The following is an 18,096-nucleotide window of genomic DNA, read 5'->3' as shown; positions in this document are numbered from 1 at the left end:
CTCCGGCCCCGGCGACGACCCCGCGATCCTGTTCCTCCGACGGTCGAGCCGATACCAGGGCTCTCGAAGGTCCATCATGAAATTCACCCTCTCCTGGCTCAAGGACCACCTCGACACCGAGGCCTCCCTCGACACCGTCGCCGAGACCCTCACGCGGATCGGGCTGGAGGTGGAGGGCGTCGAGGACAAGGCCGCCGCGCTGAAGCCCTACGTGATCGCCCGGATCCTGACGGCCGAGCAGCACCCGAACGCGGACCGGCTCCGGGTCTGCACCGTCGACACCGGCGCGGGCGCGCCCGTGCAGGTGGTCTGCGGCGCCCCGAACGCCAGGGCCGATCTCGTCTCGGTCTTCGCGCCGCCTGGCACTTACGTCCCAGGCAAGAACATCACCCTGTCGGTGGGCACGATTCGCGGCGTGGAGAGCCGCGGCATGCTGTGCTCGGGCGCCGAGCTCGGCCTGGGCGACGACCACGACGGCATCATGGAGCTTCCGACCGACGCGCCCATCGGCCAGCCTTACGCGCTCTACGCCGGGCTCGACGATCCGGTCATCGAGATCAACCTGACGCCGAATCGGCCGGACTGCACCTCGGTGCACGGGATTGCCCGCGACCTCGCCGCCGCCGGGATCGGTACCCTCAAGCGCGAGACCCTCTCAGGGGTACGGGGCGAAGGCCCCTGCCCTGTCGAGGTCGAACTGGCCTTCGCGGCGGCCGACCGGCATCTTGCCCCGATGTTTGCCCTGCGGCTGGTGCGCGGCGTGAAGAACGGCCCGTCGCCAGCCTGGATGCAGGCCCGGCTGCGGGCGATTGGCCTGCGCCCGATCAACGCGCTCGTTGACATCACCAACTACGTCACCTTCGACCGGGGACGGCCGCTGCACGTGTTCGACGCAGCGAAGGTCTCGGGCGCGCTGACAGTGCGGCGCGCGCGGGACGGCGAGAGCCTGATGGCTCTCGACGGCCGGACCTACACGCTCAATGGCGATACGGTGGTGATCGCCGACGCGCGCGGCGTCGAGTCGATCGCCGGCATTATGGGCGGCCAGCAGTCCGGCTGCGATGCCGGTACCACGGACGTGCTGATCGAGTCGGCGCTCTGGGACCCGGCCAACATCGCCCAGTCCGGCCGCCGCCTCGGCATCATCACCGATGCGCGCTACCGGTTCGAGCGCGGTGTCGATCCAGCTTTCACGCTGCCGGGCCTCGACCTCGCGACGCGCCTGGTCGTCGATCTCTGCGGCGGCACGCCGACTCAGGCGCGGGTCGCCGGCACGCCGCCCGAAGCCGAGCGCATTATCGATTTCCCCTGGACCGAGGTTCGCCGCCTCGCCGGCATCGATGTGCCTCATACCGAGATGAGGGCGATCCTCGAGACGCTGGGCTTCAACGTCTCGGGCACCGGCGACCGGGCGAAGGTTCTCACGCCGTCCTGGCGCCCCGATGTCGAGGGCAAGGCCGACCTCGTCGAGGAAGTCGTGCGCATCGCCGGCCTGGATCGGATCGAGGCCAAGCCTCTGCCCCGCCTCGCCGGGATCGGCCGGCCGCTGCTCACCGCTATGCAGAAGCGTACCCGCAGCGCCAAGCGCGCGCTGGCGAGCCGCGGGCTGATGGAAGCCGTCACGTGGTCCTTCGTCCCGCACGCGGACGCCGAATTGTTCGGCGGCGGCGGTGCTGCCCTCATCCTGGCGAATCCGATCGCGTCGGAGCTGTCGGACATGCGACCCAGCCTCTTGCCAGGGCTCCTGCGAGCGGCACAGCGCAACGCCGACCGCGGCTATCCCGATGCGGCCCTGTTCGAGGTCGGCCAGTGCTTCGCCTCTGACGAGCCCGAGGGCCAGACCATCCGCGCGGCGGCGGTCCGCCGCGGCGGCGGCACACTGGCCGGAGCGGGGCGACACTGGGACGGATCAGCAAAGTCCGTCGACGCCTTCGACGCTAAGGCCGACGCCCTGGCCCTTCTCGGCAGCCTCGGGGTACCGACAGGCGGCCTCCAGATCACGGCCGGCGGCCCGTCCTGGCTACATCCCGGCCGCTCGGGCACGCTGCGTTTCGGACCCAAGACTGAGCTCGGCTGGTTCGGCGAGATGCATCCGCGGATTCTGCAGGCGCTCGATCTCAAGGGGAGCCTCGTGGCCTTCGAGATCGTGCTCGACGCCCTGCCGCTGCCCAAGCACAAGCCGACCAAGGCTAAGCCGGCCCTGTCGCTCTCCGAGTTCCAGCCGCTGTCGCGCGATTTCGCATTCGTGGTTGGCCGCGACGTGCCGGCCGGCGACCTCGTGAAGGCCGCACAAGGCGCGGATCGCAAGCTGGTGACCGGAATCGACGTTTTCGATCTCTACGAGGGGCCGGGCGTGCCAGCGGGCGCGAAGTCCGTAGCAATCGCGGTGCGGCTGCAGCCGGTGGAGCGCACCCTGACCGATGCCGAGATCGAGGCGGTGAGCGCCAAGATCGTCGCCGAAGTGTCGCGGAAGACGGGCGCGACACTCCGGAGTTGAGGAAGACCGCATGGACCGGATCGCCCTGCTCATCGACGATCTCGCGGCGGCCGAGCACAGGCCGACCGCGGCGTTGCGCGAGGCGTTGAAGCATCCGGCCGCCGTCGCCGAGGCGACCCTGCCGCTGCTCGAGGCGGCGGCCGACCGGCAGGAGCTGAGTCCGGAGAAGACCAACCTTCTGTTCTGGGGCCTTCACGTCATGGCCCATGCCCGGGACGCGCGGGCCCTGGCGCCGCTCCTGCGCCTGATGCGGCAGGACGAGGAAGACCTCGACGCCGTGCTCGGCGACGCCGTCACGGCGACCTTGGCGAAGGTCCTGGCGAGCCTGTTCGACGGCGACCGCGCGCCGTTCTTCCGGCTGATCCTGGACAGCACGGCTGACGATTACGTCCGGATGGCGCTCCTCTCCGCCTGCACCTTCCTGACCCTGGAAGGCCGGATCGACCGCGCCGCCATGCACGACCTGCTGGTGCGGTTCGACAACGCCCAGGCCGCCGTCGAGGAAGCGCCGGTCTGGGCTGGCTGGGAGGAGACGATCGCCCATCTCGGCTTCCGCGATCTCGCCCCACGGGCCGCGGCGGCCCGGGCGGACGGGCGTCTCACGGACGAGATCAGCGACGCCGCTTGGTTCAAAGAAGCCCTCCGCAAGGCGGAGACCAAACCGGAGGATCGGGACCGCCTCGGTCCGTACCAGTACGGCTACCTGGATGATCCGGTGGATGCGCTCGACTGGACTGTCGAGGGCGCCGGCGAGCCCCAGCGCAACCCGCTCAAGGATGTCGGGCGCAATGATCCCTGCCCCTGCGGCTCGGGCAAGAAGTTCAAGAAATGCTGCCTCGGCAAAGTCGACGCGGAGGGTCCGTGGATGCCGCCGGGGCCACTATTCGGCTGAGACCGCCGTCCCGCTGAGCGGGTTCTCGGGATCCCAGCCGTAAGTGAGCGTCTCGAACCGCATCGCGCGGGCATCGACCATGAGAAGGCGCCCGACCAGAGGCTCGCCGAAATCCGCCACCGCGCGGATCACCTCCATGGCCATCAGCGAGCCCATCACGCCGGCTAGCGCCCCGAGAACGCCGGCCTCCGCGCAAGCCGGAACGCTCCCGGGCGGCGGCGGGTTCGGGAACAGGCATCGATAGGACGGGTTCGGCGTCCCGTCCGGAGCGGCCTCGTGCGCGCGGATCGTGGTGAGCGTACCGTCGAACCGGCCGAGCGCCGCCGTCACCAGCGGACGGCGCGCCCTGAAGCAGGCGTCGGAGACGGCGTAGCGCGTGGCGAAGTTGTCGGACCCGTCGGCGACCAGGTCGTAGGCGCTGATCAGGTCGACGGCATTGTCGGGATCGATCCGCAGAACGTGCGGGACGATCTGCACGTGTGGATTGAGGCGTGCCACAGCGTCAGCGGCGCTCTCGACCTTGAGCCGGCCGAGATCCGGCGTCCCGTGGATCACCTGCCGTTGGAGGTTCGAGAGCGACACGGTGTCGTCGTCGACAATGCCGATCGTGCCGATCCCGGCGGCGGCCAGATACTGGATCAGCGGCGCGCCCAACCCCCCGGCCCCGACCACAAGGATCCGGGCCGCCCGAAGACGGGCTTGGCCGGGACCGCCGATCTCGGGGAGCACGAGGTGGCGGGCGTAGCGTTCGATCTCGTCCGAGGTGAGGGTCATGGGCAGCCCATAATCCTCCGCGGCTCGACGCGGAAGCGGCCGCATACAGAAACGCCGCCTCGATCAGGAGGCGGCGCGAACTCTCGAGGTCGGGTCGATCAGCGCGGCGCGAGGATCATGATCATCTGCCGGCCTTCGAGCATGGGCTCGCTCTCGACCTTGGCGATCTCGGCGGTCTCGCTCTTCACGCGCTCCAAGAGGCGCAGGCCGATATCTTGGTGAGCCATCTCACGACCGCGGAAACGAAGGGTCACCTTGACCTTGTCGCCCTCCTCGAAGAAGCGGTGCACCGACTTCATCTTGGTGTCGTAGTCGTGCTTGTCGATGCCGGGGCGGAGCTTGATCTCCTTCACCTCGACGGTCTTCTGGCGCTTGCGGGCCTCGTTCTGCTTCTTCTGCTCGTTGAAGCGGAAGCGCCCGTAATCGAGCAGCTTGCAGACAGGCGGCACGGAGTTCGGCGCGATCTCCACGAGATCGAGACCGGCTTCCTCGGCAAGGTTCAGCGCGTCGAAGAAGGCAACGACACCGCGGTTCTGCCCGGTATCGTCGATCAGCTGCACTTCCCGCACCCCGCGAATATCGCGGTTGGCGCGCGGCCCGTCCTTCTGCGGGGCCGGCATGGCTCTCATCGGTCTACGAATGGCTTCGATCTCCTGCTGCAACGACGAAACGGCGGACCGGACAACCCCCGGGAGGATCTCCTGACCGCCAGCCGCTCCGGTCTCATCCGGACATACAACGTTGGGAGAAGCGCGGCCAGAGTCAACGGTCTCGGCAGACGCAGGACGAAATAATCGGTCCAGCGGGAGCAAAATCTCGTGCGTCCTCGGCTGCGGGACGCCTTCGGGCACTTTGACCTGGGGCGCGCTCGAAGCGGTACCTGTGCTCGCGTCGTGACGAGAACAGGCGTTCATGACGATCGGCGACCTCGCGAAGCGGTCCGGTCTGTCGGCCCACACCCTCCGCCACTACGGGCAGCTCGGGCCGCTTCCTTAAGCCGATCAGGACGGATCCGGACGGCGGGACTACGACGCATCGATCCTGGCGTAGATCGCTCCCGGCCGGCTCATGGCCACCAGGATGCCGATCAGCGAGATTCACCGCTACGCCGATCCGCGAGTGCAGGAAGCGGCAACAAGTCCGGAAAAACGGCGGCGGCTCGAGCACCATCGGGAACAGCTGCGGCGGCGCGTGGCCGACTTTCAGGACTGCCTCCTCGTTTCGACTCGACGATTGCCGGACACGCCGGATCCACCGAGAGGATCATCCATGTCGCAGGCACCAGCTCCGCACTCGAGCCGCTGCGAACGCGGAGAACAGGCGCTTCCAAAGATCGACGGGCACGCCGGCGAGGCGCTCATCGTTGCCCCGTGGAGATTGCGCCGGACCTAGCCCGCTACCTGATCGAATCTCCGTTCGGCGACACCTGCTCCCGGCCCGGGCTCGACCTGTGCAGCCGGGAATTCGCCACCGTCACCGTGCCGGCCGCCGTCTGGAACGCGGCGCCCAAGCTCAAGGTGCACATCGTGGCCGGCCTCAACGTTGGCCTGTCGCGCGCCGAGATCGTCGAACTCCTGATGCAGATGGCCGTCTGCGCGGGCTTCCCGGCCGCCCTCAACGGGTCGTTTGCCGCCAAAGGGGTCCTCGCACAGCACGACGCGGCCGAGCGGCGAAGCTGATCCCGCGCACCACTCAGGGCGCGCGGCCGAGAAGCTCGGCGTAAACCGCGAGGGTGTCGCCGACCATCCGCTCCAGCGAGAAGTGCGCCTCGACATGCGCCCGCCCCCTGCGGGCGAGCGCATCTCGGGCGCTCGCACCCAGCGACAGCGCCTCGGTGAGCGCCGTCGCGAGCGCGGCAGCATCCCCGGGCGGCACGCGCCAGCCAGTCCGCTGGCCGCTCGGCACATCCGGCGACGCCAAGACCGTCTCGGGCACGGCGCCGAGGTCGGAGACCACCACGGGCGTGCCGAGCGCCTGCGCCTCCACAGCCGAGCGTCCAAAGGCTTCCGGCTCCACCGAAGGCACCGCCACCGCGGAGGCGGCCCGGAAGGCCGCCGGCATGTCCGTGCAATGGCCGACGCGACGCACGATGCCGCCGAGCCCGCGCGCCGCGATCAGCCCGTCAAGTTCGCGCTCGTAGGAGGTGCGGCCTTGAGGATCGCCCGCCAGCACCACTGCGAGGTCGGGGACGCCCCGGTCGCGCATCTGGGCGGCCGCCTCGATGAGGACGCGATGGCCCTTCCAGGCGGTCAGGCGAGCCGCCAGGAGAATTACCCGCTCGTGCGGCGCCACGTTCCAGGCCCGACGCAGCGCCTCGACCCGAGCCGCCCCGACGGCGACCGGATTGAAGATCGCGAGGTCAGTGCCACGATGGATGACCCGCACCCGTTCGCCGGCCTGCTCGGCGTGGAGCTGATGGATCAGGTCCGCCGTGTAGCGCGAGTTCGCGATGACCACGTCGCCGCGGGCCATGACGGAGTTGTACAGGACCTTCACGCCGGTCCGGCCGGAATAGCTGCCGTGATAGGTCGTCACGAAGGGAAGACCGAGGCGACGCGCGGCGCCCAGGGCCACCCAGGCGGGCGCGCGCGAGCGGGCGTGGATGACCTGCACGCCCTCGCGCCGGCAGAGGGCCATGAGCCGCAGGACGTTGACCGCCATGCGCGCCGGATTCTTTGAGGCCGCGGGAAACCGGAGCCAGTGACCGCCCTTCGCCTGCAGCTCACCGACCAGCCGGCCGCCCTCAGTGGCCACCAACGCGCGCGCGCCCGCCGCCGCGAGGGCGCCGGCCACATCCACCGTCGTCCGCTCGGCGCCGCCCGCTTCCAGCTCAGGGATGATCTGAAGGATCCGGGCGCCCGCCAGCGCCCCGATCTCGGTCGGAAAGACCGACAGCCCAGGGGTTACGTCACGGGTCACGTCACTCACCCGCGGTTCGCCGATGCGGAGGCGCATGCCTCCCGCCGGTGTCTGCCAAAAGCTCGCTGCCATTGCTCCAGCATCGCCGCCGGGCTTTACGGTCCGGTAAACGGAAGTTGAAGCCTGCCCGGTCACGACAGGACTTCTTCCGCGCGCGGATGGGGATATCGGAGAGGACGATGACCGAAACAGGGCCCGAGTTCCTAAACGTCGGCACGGGCAGCGCCGCTCGCCGCATCGCGGTGCGGGTGCGCGATGGAGCCGGGCCGCCGGTCGTCTGGCTCGGCGGCTTCCGCTCGGACATGACCGCCACCAAGGCCACGGCCCTGGATGCCTGGGCGGCCACGACGGGACGCAAGCTCATCCGGTTCGACTATGCCGCCCACGGCGAGTCGAGCGGCCGCTTCACGGACTGCACGATCTCCTCATGGCTGGAGGATACGCAGGCGGTGCTGAGCGCCCATGTCGACGCGCCTCCGATCCTGGTCGGCTCGTCGATGGGCGGTTGGATCGCCTGCCTCGCGGCGCGCGCCCACGCGGCCCAGGGGGGTACGCTCGCGGGCCTCGTGCTCATCGCGCCGGCCCTGGACTTCACCGAGGAGTTGATCTGGAAGCGTCTGAGCGAGGCGGCCCGCGAGATGCTGGTGCGCGACCGGGTTCTCAGGCGGCCAAGCGACTACGCGCCGGAGCCGGACCCGATCACCCTCAACCTGATCGAGGACGGCCGCCGGAACTGCCTGCTCGACGGCGCGCTCGATCCGGGCTGCCCGATCCATATCCTTCAGGGCATGCGCGACACCGACGTGCCGTACACGCACGCCCTGAGGATCCTCAGCCAATTGCCCGCCGAGGGGACCGTGCTCACGCTGATCGCGGACGGAGACCACCGCCTGTCGCGGATGCAGGACATCGCGCGCCTGCAGGCGGCTGTCGCGGAGATTGCCTGACCGGTCGGGCCCGTCCAGGCCTCAGTGCAGGCTGACAGGCTGCAGGTCGTGCGCGACGGCATTGGCCAGCACGACGTCTCGGGAATCGGCAAGCATGATCGGCGCGCCGCTCGCGGAGAGCAACGCGAACAGGTCGAGGCCCGGGGTCAGCTCGGGGGCCTGCGGGAAGAAGCGGCGCACGTCGTCGGACCGGATCGGCCGGACGTAAGCGATGTGGCCCTCTCCCAGGGCCGCGAGATCGGCAGCCTCGAAATCGGCGGGATCGAGGTCGGCGGGGGTCAGGGGCGACGGATTCAGAGCGGTCATCATAGCCCTCCTGGGGTGGCAGAGCGTCCACCGCCGGTCCTTCAAGGCACCAGCGGCCTGAACGCTATGTGGGGATCCCCGCGGCTGGATCAATCGGGCTCAGCCGCGGGCGCCGATATCGATCTTGCGCACGATCCGGTCCGGTTCCGGCCGGACGAGGTCGATGGACAGAAGACCGTTTGCGAGATCGGCCCCGAGGACTTCCATGCCGTCCGCGAGAAGAAAGGTCCGCTGGAACTGGCGTGCTGCGATGCCGCGGTGGAGGAAATGCCGCTCGCGCTCGTCAACCTGTCGGCCGCGAACCACGAGTTGGCTTTCCTCCAGCATCACGTCGAGTTGATCGCGGGTGAAACCGGCAACGGCCAGCGTGATCCGGAGACGCTCGGGCTCGCTCTCGGTCCGCGGCAGGCGCTCGATGTTATAGGGCGGGTAGCCGTCGTTGGCGGCCTTGGAGACGCGGTCGAGGGCCTGCTCGATCTCGTCGAAGCCGAGCAGAAAAGGGTGCCCGAAGGGCGAAGTTCGTGTCATCGCGGCCGTCATCCAGAAGGCGAGGCCTCCGATCTCAGGGACTTGCCGCATCCCGAGAACCTACGAGCACCTCAGCGATAGGGAGCCCGCACGGGACAGCGCTCCACCGGGCCGGGGGCCGCGGCGACTCGGAGATATGGCCAAGGGCCCTCGGAGCATCAAGGGACCCGGAGCTATTGGCCGGATCAGTGACGGCCGCGATTATTGGGATGAAATGGCAATTATTAGCAGGACTTTTGCGCAACGCCGCAAACGGCAGAGCTTTCGCGTAACAATTTGGAACTGCTCTGATTTTCACGCCGGGCCTTGATCACGGCGGCGCCGATGGATACTGCCGCGGCTGACACGCGTCCGGTCCATACGGATTCCCGACATCCTTCGCACGGTGAGGCATTCGAGCTCATGAGCGCGCCTTCGACCCCGGCGGAGCATGCGGCGTTGCGGCGCGTCGCCGACGTATGCGGTGACGAGGCCGACATCCTGGCGTTGTCGGTCGCCCGGTTCGTCGCGGCGGGGTACATGACCAGCGACGTGGCGTGCTGGAACGCCGCCTTCGACGGCGCGGAACAGCTGCTCGGCGCCGCCGAGGGCTGTCGCTTCGTCGGCTGCGTGGTGGCGATCATTCGTGCGCTCCGGGTCGAGCGCGACGACGACTGGTCGTTCATGCCGGCGAGCTGCTGCCGCGTGACGGGTCACGAATGCGCGCTGGTGAACCTGATCAATCAGGGCCGGCGTCGGCTCTGGACCGATCTGGAGGAGGCCGCGGCCGAACTCACCGGGCGCGAGGCCGCGCCCCGCCTCGTCGCGGCCGTCCGGGCCGCGGTGGGTCCGCTCGACGCGGCGGCCGAGCGCCTGGCGCCGGCGGCTTGTCCCGGCGGCGCCGTGCTGCACTGAGCCTCCGAGGCTCGAACTGAACCGGCAGCGACTCGAACAGCGCTTCCGGAGTGGAAACGAAGAGGATTATCGGCCCGTGCCAGTGCTGCATCTTCCACAGGACCTTCGACGCGCCGGGCGCTCTGCCTGCGCCGCGGCGGCCTGCACCGCCCTCGGTGCGGCACTCGCGCTGCCCGCGCTGGCTCAGGACGCCACCGAGAAGGCGCCGCTGAAGCTGCAGCTGAACAAGGTCGAGACCGCCGGCGAAGCCTGCCGGATCACGATGGTGATCGACAACTCGAAGGGCACCGGCCTTAAATCCTACAAGGCCGATCTCTTCGCCTTCGACACGGAGGGTGTGGCGCAGAAGCGCGTCGCGGTGGAACTCGGCCCGCTCCCGGCCCGCAAGACGACCGTGAAGATCTTCGATTTTCCGGGCATCACCTGCAACAAGGTCGGCCGAGTGCTGCTCAACGACATTCTGGCCTGCGATGGCGGCGACGCCGCCCGGGAAGCCTGCCTCGAGCGGACGGAGACCGAGACGAAGGCCGGTCTGCCCTTCGACCGCTGACGCGGGCGACGAGGATCGCTGACTTTCAGGCCGCCCGGCGGGACCGCCGGGCGGTCGGCGGCCTTCGCCGCACCCCGACACGCCGGCGGCGCAGAGCCGCCCGAGACACGACGCCAGGAGCCCGCGATGGACCCGACACAAGCCGCCCCGATCGAGGCCGCCCCCGACTTCTCCTTCCTCGGCCTGTTCCTCCAGGCCGACCCGATCGTGAAGGGCGTCATGATTTTGCTGGTGATCGCCTCGATCGCCTGCTGGACCGTAGTCTTCGAGAAGGTCATCCGCCTCACCGCGGCGCGGCGGCAGGCGAAGGCGTTCGCCACGCTGGTGCGGTCCGGCGGCAGCCTCGACGGCGACCATGGTGGAATCGCCGGTCACGTGGTGAAGGCCGCCATCGACGCCTGGCGCGATCAGGACCCGTCCGAGACGCGGGCGGAGCGCCGCGAACGCATCGAGCGCGCGATGAAGGGAGCCCTCACGCTCGAAATGAAGCGCCTTCGGACAGGCCTGTCGCTCCTCGCTACCTCCGGCTCGACCGCGCCGTTCGTCGGGCTTTTCGGCACCGTCTGGGGCATCATGAATTCGTTCTCATCTATCGCGCGAAGCCAGGACACGTCGCTCGCCGTAGTCGCACCGGGCATCGCGGAGGCGCTGTTCGCCACCGCCATCGGCCTCGTCGTCGCAATCCCGGCCGTCATGGCCTACAACAAGCTGTCGAGCGACGTGAGCGGCATCCAGAGTACCTTCGCTTCCTACATCTCGGTGCTTGGCAACCGTCTCGCGCGCGACCGCGCCGCCACGCGCCGCGCCGCCGCCGAGTAGCCTGCCCGCGCTGAACGCCAACGAGACCGGAGACGCCCCATGGCGATGGGATCCCTTCGCGCGAGCGACGAGGACGACCTCGACGACATGCCCATGTCCGACATCAACGTGACCCCGATGGTCGACGTGATGCTCGTCCTGCTGATCATCTTCATGGTCGCGGCCCCGCTGATGACGACCGGTGTTCCGGTGCAGTTGCCGAAGACCGCGGCCCCCAAGGTGGCGCAATCCAAGAAGCCCCAGGAAGTGACCGTCGACAAGGACGGCAAACCCTCCATCGCCAAGGAGGTCTTCACGATGGAGAGCATCGTACCACGCCTGCGCGAGATGGCCGCCGCCGACAAGGACCAGGTGATCCTCGTCCGCGGCGACCGCGATGTCCCCTACGGCAAGGTGATGGAAGTCATGGGCTTGGTCGGTCAGGCCGGCTTCACCAAAGTCTCGCTGGTCGCGCAGGCGCCCGGCGCCGCCGCGGCTTCGCCCGCCGCTCCTGCCGCCGCACCCGCTCCCCCCGCAGGGACCGCGCGCTGAACCAATGAGCACATTCACGTCGACGGATCTGTCGGAGGATTTCGGCGCAGGCCGCCCGTCCGGGCTGGTGCCGGCCTTCCTGGTCGCGCTGGTCCTGCACGCGCTCGTGCTGGCGACGGTGATGTTCCTGCGGCTCGCGCCGCCGGCTCCACCCGGTGAGCAGCAGATCACGGTCGACCTCGCACCGGTCATGACCGACGCGGCGACCGAGGCGCCCGCGGAGCAGCAGATGAGCCAGGCTGCGCCGCCGGAGACCAAGCCTGTGGACCTGCCGCCCGACGACGCCGTGCAGCCGCCGCCGCCCGAGATGACCGAGGTGAAACCGGAGGAGAGCCAGCCGGTTGAGGCGCCGCCGGAAGCTCAGCCGGTGGAGACGCAGAACCAGGTCATCACTTCGACGGCGGAGACCGCGGAGCCGTTGACGCCGCCGCCCGCCGAAGTCGCCAAGACCGAGGATCCGCCGAAGACGGAGCCCGATCCCGCCAAGCTCAAGGCCGAACGCGAGGCGAAGCTCAAGAAGATCCGCGAGGAGAAGCTCCGCGAGCAGAAGCGCGAGGAGGCTCGCGAGGAGGCCCGGCAGGAGCGTCTTGAGGAGATCCGCGAAGCCAAGGCGAAAGCGGCCCGCGAGGCCAAGGCCCGTCAGGCCAAGGCTCAGGAGGGCGCGGAGTCGCGCAACTCGGCGTCCGCGTCCCGTCAGAACGCCGCCGGACGCGCCGCAGCCGGCAGCGATCCGAGCGCCATGCGTCAGTGGACGGGCGCCATCAGCGCGGCGATCCACGGGCGGATGAACGCCGGTGCCGCAAATGGGACCAGCGGCGGGACCGCGACGGTGCGCTTCACGGTCCTCCGGTCGGGGCAGGTCACGAGCGCGGGGCTCGCGCGGTCGAGCGGCGTGGGTCAGATCGACAGCGCCGCGCTTTCCGCCGTGCGGGGAAGCCTTCCTCCGGCTCCGCCCGGCGTCACCCAGTCGAGCCTGTCGGTCTCAATTCCGCTCAACTTCCGGGTGCGGTGATTTCATCTGCACAACGTGCGGCTCGACAGAGCGGACTTGGGATTGTCAAGTTCTGCTGCGCCGGCCACGAATAGTGTGCGTTAGCGGACCGAGTTGGCTGCCCGGATTCGCCATGAGACTGGGGAGCATGCTAAGGCCGTATCGAATTCGCACCTTCGCGTTCGACGACGATGCGGAGGGGCGGATGATCCGGCCTTTCCTCCCCTCCCCCTCCAAACAGGCCGGACCCGCCCAGTCACCGTCCCGCGCATCGGCGGAGGGACGAACCCGCTGCGCTGGGGCGAAAGGGACAGGATGAGCGACGATACTGAGTTCGACCTCGACGAGGAGAATGCCGCGCGCGACGCGGAAGCGGAAGCGAAGACGCGCGCCGAGAACCGTGCCGAGCGCGCCGAGCGCGCCGAGCGGATGGCCCGCGAGGGCGCCCAGGCCATGGCGGAGCATCACGCGGCCATAAAGGCGGTCGACGAGCGGACCGTCCGGCTGCGCTCACTCCGCCTCGCCAAGGAGGCCGCTGAAGCGCAGGCGAAGGCCGCCGAGAAGGAGGCCAAGTCCGCCGCCAAAGGTGCGAAGGGCGCGGCGAAGAGCGCCGCCAAGAAGGCCGCGCCAAAGAAGACCGCCGCGAAGGATTAGGGGCCGATGGCCGACGATCGCAATCGCCGCCGCTTCAGTGATCCGCGCGCGGCGGCCGAGGCGGCCTTCCGCGCCGCCACGACCCCGAAGCCGGCCGCACCGCTGCCGCAAGAGCCGGTGCCACGCGCCCCCTCTGTGCCCGGTGCGCGAGAGATGGTTTCCCTGCGCCTCGACAGCACCGTGCTCGCGCATTTTCAGAAGGACGGTCCGGGTTGGCAGGACCGCATCAACGAGGCGCTGAAAGCGCTCATCCCGAACGCGCAGGGATAAGGGCCCAACGCCTCAAGCGGATCTCGAACGATCCCGCAAGATCCGATTCACGGCTCGATCGAGGGCGGACAGGAAGGCCGAGCGGTCGGCGCGCGAGAACGGCTTCGGGCCGCCCGTGATCGTGCCCGCCTCGCGCAACGACTGCATCAGGTCTCGGGTCGCGAGCGCCATGCCGATCGAGGCCTCGCTGAATGGCTTCCCGGTGAAGGCCAGCACGGTGGCGCCAGCTTTCACGCAGCGCGCGGCCAGCGGCACATCCGCCGTGAGCACGATGCTGCCGGGTCCCGCCCGCTCGGCGATCCAATCGTCGGCGGCATCAAGGGCGGATCCGACCACGACCCGCACGATCCACGGTTCGCGCGGCAGATTCAGGACGCTGTTGGCCACGACGTGGACCGTCAGGCCGTAGCGTGCGGCCACCCGGTAGGTTTCATCCTTCACCGGGCAGGCGTCAGCATCGAGATAGATTGGGGGCGTGTCTGGCTTTGCGCTCACGGGCGCGGCACCAATTTCGAGGTGAAGCCCGCGAGGATGAACAGCACCCCGAGGCCGAACAGCCAGTGCTCGATATCCCCGCCGACGGATCGGACGATCGCCTCCCCGAAGATGATCAATCCGATCAGCGGTAGGCCGAAGCGGAGCGCCATCTTGGCGGTTGTCAGGATCAGCGTGCGCACCGCGCCGGTTGTCGCCATCAGCGGGCGACGGCGGCGCGGCGCGGCGCCAGATCCTCGACGGCCGCCGTCGCGGCGGATCCCCGCTCCAGGGTCGCCACAGCCAGCGGAGCCCCGCGGCCGCGCAGGGCATGGGCGCCGAGCGAGCGCGCACGGATGCCTGGCGGCAGACGCGGGAGCCGGCCGAGCAGATCCTGAGAGATGAGGATGCCGACACCGAGGGGCCGGCACAGGGCCTCGATCCGCGAGGTGACGTTCACGGCATCGCCGAAATACGCGATCTTGTGCCGGTCGACGCCCACTTCGGCCGTGACCACCGAGCCGCCGTGCAGCGCCGCCCGCAGCCGCGGAACCGTGCCGAACCGGGTCGTCCAGGCCGCCGCGTCCGCCTCGATCCGGTCGAGCACCTCGAACAGGCAGGTGACGCAGCGTGCGTCCTTCAAGCCCCGGTTCATCGGCCACGTCACCATGGCGAGATCGCCGACATAGTCGTCGACCGATCCGCCGTTGCGCCGCACCGGTTCGGCCAGGGTTGCGAAGACGGCGCCGAGATATTCCTGAGCGCGCAGGTCGCCGTGCGCTTCCGCGAAGGCGGTCGAGCCCACCACGTCGAGGAACAGGAAGATACGCTCCTCGGCCACCGGCTTGTGGTAGCGCCCGATCATGAAGTTCACGAAGACTTCGCCGCCGATGAGGTCGCGCATCCGGATGACGAAAACGAGGAGGCCCGAGACAGCCAGCGCGTAGGCGAGGACGCGCGCCGTCATGCGGGTCGCCGTGGCCAGATCGTCCGGCGTAAGCGCGAAGGCCCACACGATGAAGCCGCCCATGGCGTTGCCCGCCATGATCATCAGCACGTAGGCGAGCTCGGCCGCAGGAACGTAGAGCCAGGCGGGGAAACGCCGGATGCGCGCCTGGAGCCCGGCCAGAATCAGCCCGCGATCGAACGCCAGTACCGTCGCGCCCATGCAGAGCCCGTAGGTGAAACCGGCAAGCGGCGAGGCGCCCGCCGCGAAGATGATGTTGTAGAGAAGCCCAGCACCGGCTGCGGCCAGCAGGATCAGAGCCCAGAACATCCGGTGGGCCGGCAGCATCGGCGCATCTCCAGCATCGCCAACGGACTGACCGCGCCCCGGTCCGGGGTTCCGCGCAGCCGGCGCGCGGCGGCGCGGCACGTGGAGGCGCAGGCTCGGCGAGCCCGCGATGCCGGCCTTCAGACAATGGCCTAAAGTTCAGCGCCGCGGATGATCGCCCCCCATTGCTCATCCCCCCAAGATGGCGCGAGTAAGGCGTGCCGGACGATGGCGCCGCGTAGGCGCAGCATCGGCGGGAGCCCGCGACCCACCGGTCCGCGCCCCCCAAGAAAACGATGCGACAGGGAAGGGTGCGCTGCCATGTACGCAAGGAGCTTCGGCGCGACGCGCGTCTCGGTGCCGGTGATCGGCCAGGGCACGTGGCACATCGACAGCGCCGACCGCAAAGACGCGATCCGCGCGTTGCGGGCCGGCCTCGACGCCGGCATGTCCCATATCGACACCGCGGAGATGTACGGCGATGCCGAGGCGATCGTCGCCGAGGCGATCGCGGATTGCCGCGAGGAGGTCTTCCTGGTCTCGAAGGTTGTGCCGGGCAACGCCACACGCCGCGGCGTCGCGCGGTCCTGCGAGGCGTCCCTGACCCGCCTGGGAACGGACCGGCTCGACTGTTACCTGCTCCACTGGCCGGGCCAGCATGCCCTTGAAGAGACGATTGCGGGTTTCGAGGATCTGCGCCGGGCCGGGAAGATCCTGTCCTGGGGCCTCAGCAACTTCGATGTTGGCGACCTCGACCGGGCGCTCGCCATTGCGGGCCCGGACCGCATCGCCTGTAATCAGGTCCTCTATCACCTGAATGAGCGCGCGATCGAGCATGCGGTCCTGCCCTGGTGCGAGCGGCAGGGCGTGGCGATGGTCGGCTACTCGCCCTTCGGCAGCGGCGATTTTCCCGATCCGGCGAGTCCCGGCGGACGCGTTCTGGATGGGATCGCCGCCGCGCACGGGACCACGCCTTACGCGGTCGCCCTCGCCTTCCTCACCCGCCTGTCAGGAACGTTTACGATTCCAAAATCGAGCCGCTCGGGCCGCGCCGTCGAGAATGCCGGTGCCGCTGACCTGCATCTCGGCGCGGCCGAACTCGCCATGATCGACGCGCATTTTCCCCGCGGGCCGCGTCCCAGGATGCTGCCGATGCTGTGAGGTCGAATAACCTTACGCGCATTGTTCGACCGGTAGCGGCACGGGCCGCGGTGCCGCCCGCACGCGGTTGCGGCCGGCCTTCTTGGCGGCATAGAGCGCCGCGTCCGCCGCCATGAATAGGGTGTCTGGCGTCTCGCCCGCGTCGGGTTCGGCGCTGGCGACCCCGATGCTGACTGTGGCGACGTCCCCGACCTCCGGTGCGTGTCCGATCTGCAAGTTGACGATCGCCCGGCGGAGGCGTTCGGCCGCCGCGCTCGCCGCCTCGGCGTCCAGCCCAGGCAGGAGCACCACGAACTCCTCGCCGCCGATCCGGAAGCCGAGGCCGCCGGAGGGCTGCGTCCGCCGAAGACAACCCGCCATTGCCCGCAGGACATCATCGCCACGCTGATGCCCGAAACGGTCGTTGAACTGCTTGAGGTCGTCGGCATCGACGATCATCAGAGCCAGCGGCGTCCGATGCAGAGTGGCCCGCTTCCACTCCGCCGCGACGCACTCGTCGTAGCAACGCCGGTTTGGCAGTCCGGTCAGGCCATCCGTCCTGGCGAGGATCGCGAGCGCGGCATTTGTCTGGCGGGTGTCCGCCTCGGCCGCGGCGCGGCGCCCGACCTCCCGGTGGAGCAGAATCGTCAGGCTGAAGGTCAGGATATTGAGGCACAGGATCAGGATGCCGATGATCGCCGCCTTGTAGATCCAGGCCTCCCGGATGCTGTCGAGACTTGTGCCGACCGACACGGTCAGCGGCAGCCCGTCGAGATTGGAGAAGAGGTAGAGCCGCGCGGCGCCGTCCACGGGCGAGCGCCCGAGGAATTCGCCTCGCTTGGCCATGCGGTTGTGCTGGTCCCGCGCATCCGGTGCGATTGTTCTGCCGAGCGCCGCCGCTGGAGCCGGCGAGCGTAGCAGGAGCGTCCCGTCCCGGTGAAACACGGTGATGGCGAGGCTGTCGTCGAAACGCAGACGATCGAGCAGGGCCTGGAAATGATCGAGGAGGATCGAACCGGTCGCGATTCCCTTGAAGGTGCCGTCCGATGTCGCGATCCGGTGAGTCATACGGATGATCGGCTGACCCGTCATGCGGGACCGGGTCGGTCCTGTCAGGATCAAGCCTGTGAGCGGATTGCCGCGCAACGTCTCGAACTCGGGGAGATCGCTCAGGTCGGGGCGGTTCCCCTGGCCCGGATCGCTCGTCATGACGACGCGACCCGCAAAATCCGTGACGGCGAGCAGCCCGAGCCCGGACCCGGTCGCCGCGACGTCGAACAGGGCCAAGCGCTGAAGCCCCGGTTCGAGGGCGGCGATGTCCGGGCGGCTCGCGAGGTGCGCCGCCTCGCGCAATGACAGGTCGTAGTTCCGGATGCTGTGCCCGACGCCTTCCTCCATCACCGACAGCAGGTTCGCGGCATTGCGGCGGGCGTCCTGCCAGGCGTTGGTGCGCAGGTCGGCGCAGAGGTAGGCACCGAGCGCGGTCATGCAGAGGAGCAGGCTCGCGCCGGCGCACGCGATTAGACGCGTGGCGCGATCGGCGAGGTGCGCGCGGATCGTTGTGACGGCCGGTCGCAGGACCATGGATCTCGGGTCGAGGCGGCGGTCGAGCGCGATTTTGCGTTCGCCGGATCAAT

22 protein-coding genes are annotated in these 18,096 nt (G+C 69.2%); 13 read left to right on the top strand and 9 right to left on the bottom strand.

What is annotated here, in order from left to right:
• The first annotated feature begins 76 nt into the window (after positions 1-76).
• Entirely contained in the window at positions 77-2,497 is a 2,421-nt protein-coding gene (gene pheT / locus ACLBX9_RS21565) for a phenylalanine--tRNA ligase subunit beta (RefSeq protein WP_447720370.1), read from the top strand.
• Between the two features lie 10 nt (positions 2,498-2,507).
• The gene (locus ACLBX9_RS21560) at positions 2,508-3,389 is read left to right on the top strand and encodes a DUF1186 domain-containing protein (RefSeq protein WP_447720369.1); all 882 of its coding nucleotides are present in this window, start codon (positions 2,508-2,510) and stop codon (positions 3,387-3,389) included.
• On the opposite strand, the gene ACLBX9_RS21555 is transcribed toward ACLBX9_RS21560, so the two are convergent.
• Positions 3,378-4,163 (bottom strand): HesA/MoeB/ThiF family protein, encoded by a 786-nt coding sequence (locus ACLBX9_RS21555; protein WP_447720368.1) that lies wholly within the window; start codon positions 4,161-4,163, stop codon positions 3,378-3,380. The genes ACLBX9_RS21560 and ACLBX9_RS21555 overlap by 12 nt on opposite strands.
• Positions 4,164-4,261: 98 nt before the next feature.
• Positions 4,262-4,783 carry a translation initiation factor IF-3 gene (infC, locus tag ACLBX9_RS21550; protein ID WP_010682320.1) on the bottom strand — a complete coding sequence of 174 codons (522 nt, stop codon included), beginning with the start codon at positions 4,781-4,783 and terminating at the stop codon, positions 4,262-4,264.
• Positions 4,784-5,075: 292 nt separating this feature from the next.
• Between infC and ACLBX9_RS21545 the strand changes: the two genes are divergently transcribed.
• Both ACLBX9_RS21545 and ACLBX9_RS21540 read left to right on the top strand, forming a co-directional pair.
• On the top strand, positions 5,076-5,159 hold the full coding sequence (locus ACLBX9_RS21545; protein WP_447720622.1) for a MerR family DNA-binding transcriptional regulator: 84 nt from the start codon (positions 5,076-5,078) through the stop codon (positions 5,157-5,159).
• 374 nt (positions 5,160-5,533) lie between these two features.
• Positions 5,534-5,842 carry a carboxymuconolactone decarboxylase family protein gene (locus ACLBX9_RS21540; RefSeq protein WP_447720367.1) on the top strand — a complete coding sequence of 103 codons (309 nt, stop codon included), beginning with the start codon at positions 5,534-5,536 and terminating at the stop codon, positions 5,840-5,842.
• Positions 5,843-5,855: 13 nt separating this feature from the next.
• On the opposite strand, the gene ACLBX9_RS21535 is transcribed toward ACLBX9_RS21540, so the two are convergent.
• Positions 5,856-7,154, bottom strand: a complete 1,299-nt coding sequence (locus tag ACLBX9_RS21535; RefSeq protein WP_447720366.1) for a glycosyltransferase — start codon at positions 7,152-7,154, stop codon at positions 5,856-5,858.
• Positions 7,155-7,261: 107 nt separating this feature from the next.
• Between ACLBX9_RS21535 and ACLBX9_RS21530 the strand changes: the two genes are divergently transcribed.
• Complete coding sequence (locus tag ACLBX9_RS21530; RefSeq protein ID WP_010682323.1) at positions 7,262-8,029, top strand: alpha/beta hydrolase; 768 nt, start codon at positions 7,262-7,264, stop codon at positions 8,027-8,029.
• Between the two features lie 21 nt (positions 8,030-8,050).
• Here the strand turns inward: ACLBX9_RS21530 and ACLBX9_RS21525 are convergent, their stop codons facing one another.
• Both ACLBX9_RS21525 and ACLBX9_RS21520 read right to left on the bottom strand, forming a co-directional pair.
• Entirely contained in the window at positions 8,051-8,335 is a 285-nt protein-coding gene (locus tag ACLBX9_RS21525; protein WP_010682324.1) for a BQ00720 family protein, read from the bottom strand.
• 99 nt (positions 8,336-8,434) lie between these two features.
• Positions 8,435-8,863, bottom strand: a complete 429-nt coding sequence (locus tag ACLBX9_RS21520; RefSeq protein WP_447720365.1) for an Hsp20 family protein — start codon at positions 8,861-8,863, stop codon at positions 8,435-8,437.
• 402 nt (positions 8,864-9,265) lie between these two features.
• On the opposite strand from ACLBX9_RS21520, the gene ACLBX9_RS21515 reads away from it, so the two are divergent.
• The 7 genes from ACLBX9_RS21515 to ACLBX9_RS21485 all read left to right on the top strand — a co-directional run bounded on the left by ACLBX9_RS21515 (position 9,266) and on the right by ACLBX9_RS21485 (position 13,572).
• On the top strand, positions 9,266-9,757 hold the full coding sequence (locus ACLBX9_RS21515) for a hypothetical protein (RefSeq protein ID WP_010682326.1): 492 nt from the start codon (positions 9,266-9,268) through the stop codon (positions 9,755-9,757).
• A 76-nt stretch (positions 9,758-9,833) separates the two neighbouring features.
• A complete protein-coding gene (locus tag ACLBX9_RS21510) occupies positions 9,834-10,307 on the top strand; it encodes a hypothetical protein (protein ID WP_010682327.1) in 474 nt (157 codons plus the stop codon).
• 126 nt (positions 10,308-10,433) lie between these two features.
• Complete coding sequence (locus ACLBX9_RS21505; protein WP_447720364.1) at positions 10,434-11,126, top strand: MotA/TolQ/ExbB proton channel family protein; 693 nt, start codon at positions 10,434-10,436, stop codon at positions 11,124-11,126.
• Between the two features lie 39 nt (positions 11,127-11,165).
• Entirely contained in the window at positions 11,166-11,657 is a 492-nt protein-coding gene (locus ACLBX9_RS21500; RefSeq protein WP_447720363.1) for an ExbD/TolR family protein, read from the top strand.
• Positions 11,658-11,661: 4 nt separating this feature from the next.
• A complete protein-coding gene (tolA, locus tag ACLBX9_RS21495; protein WP_447720362.1) occupies positions 11,662-12,669 on the top strand; it encodes a cell envelope integrity protein TolA in 1,008 nt (335 codons plus the stop codon).
• 294 nt (positions 12,670-12,963) lie between these two features.
• Positions 12,964-13,302 (top strand): hypothetical protein, encoded by a 339-nt coding sequence (locus tag ACLBX9_RS21490; protein ID WP_447720361.1) that lies wholly within the window; start codon positions 12,964-12,966, stop codon positions 13,300-13,302.
• A 6-nt stretch (positions 13,303-13,308) separates the two neighbouring features.
• Positions 13,309-13,572, top strand: a complete 264-nt coding sequence (locus tag ACLBX9_RS21485) for a BrnA antitoxin family protein (protein WP_010682332.1) — start codon at positions 13,309-13,311, stop codon at positions 13,570-13,572.
• A gap of 12 nt (positions 13,573-13,584) precedes the next feature.
• Here the strand turns inward: ACLBX9_RS21485 and ACLBX9_RS21480 are convergent, their stop codons facing one another.
• From ACLBX9_RS21480 to ACLBX9_RS21470, 3 genes are read right to left on the bottom strand one after another with little or no spacing between them, the layout of a single operon-like run.
• A complete protein-coding gene (locus ACLBX9_RS21480; RefSeq protein WP_010682333.1) occupies positions 13,585-14,067 on the bottom strand; it encodes a YaiI/YqxD family protein in 483 nt (160 codons plus the stop codon).
• Positions 14,064-14,267 (bottom strand): hypothetical protein, encoded by a 204-nt coding sequence (locus tag ACLBX9_RS21475; protein WP_447720360.1) that lies wholly within the window; start codon positions 14,265-14,267, stop codon positions 14,064-14,066. The genes ACLBX9_RS21480 and ACLBX9_RS21475 overlap by 4 nt, the downstream gene beginning before the upstream one ends.
• Positions 14,267-15,340 (bottom strand): adenylate/guanylate cyclase domain-containing protein, encoded by a 1,074-nt coding sequence (locus tag ACLBX9_RS21470; RefSeq protein WP_010682335.1) that lies wholly within the window; start codon positions 15,338-15,340, stop codon positions 14,267-14,269. Before ACLBX9_RS21470 ends, ACLBX9_RS21475 begins: the two co-directional genes overlap by 1 nt.
• Before the next feature lie 300 nt (positions 15,341-15,640).
• Here ACLBX9_RS21470 and ACLBX9_RS21465 point away from each other — a divergent pair, with 300 nt between their 5' ends.
• Entirely contained in the window at positions 15,641-16,480 is an 840-nt protein-coding gene (locus ACLBX9_RS21465) for an aldo/keto reductase (protein WP_447720359.1), read from the top strand.
• Between the two features lie 12 nt (positions 16,481-16,492).
• Here the strand turns inward: ACLBX9_RS21465 and ACLBX9_RS21460 are convergent, their stop codons facing one another.
• On the bottom strand, positions 16,493-18,043 hold the full coding sequence (locus ACLBX9_RS21460; RefSeq protein WP_447720358.1) for a sensor domain-containing diguanylate cyclase: 1,551 nt from the start codon (positions 18,041-18,043) through the stop codon (positions 16,493-16,495).
• Positions 18,044-18,096 lie beyond the last annotated feature (53 nt).

The organism is Methylobacterium sp. A49B (assembly GCF_053346215.1).
Note: the sequence above shows the minus strand (reverse complement) of the source record. Positions and strands in the feature narration are given on the sequence as shown.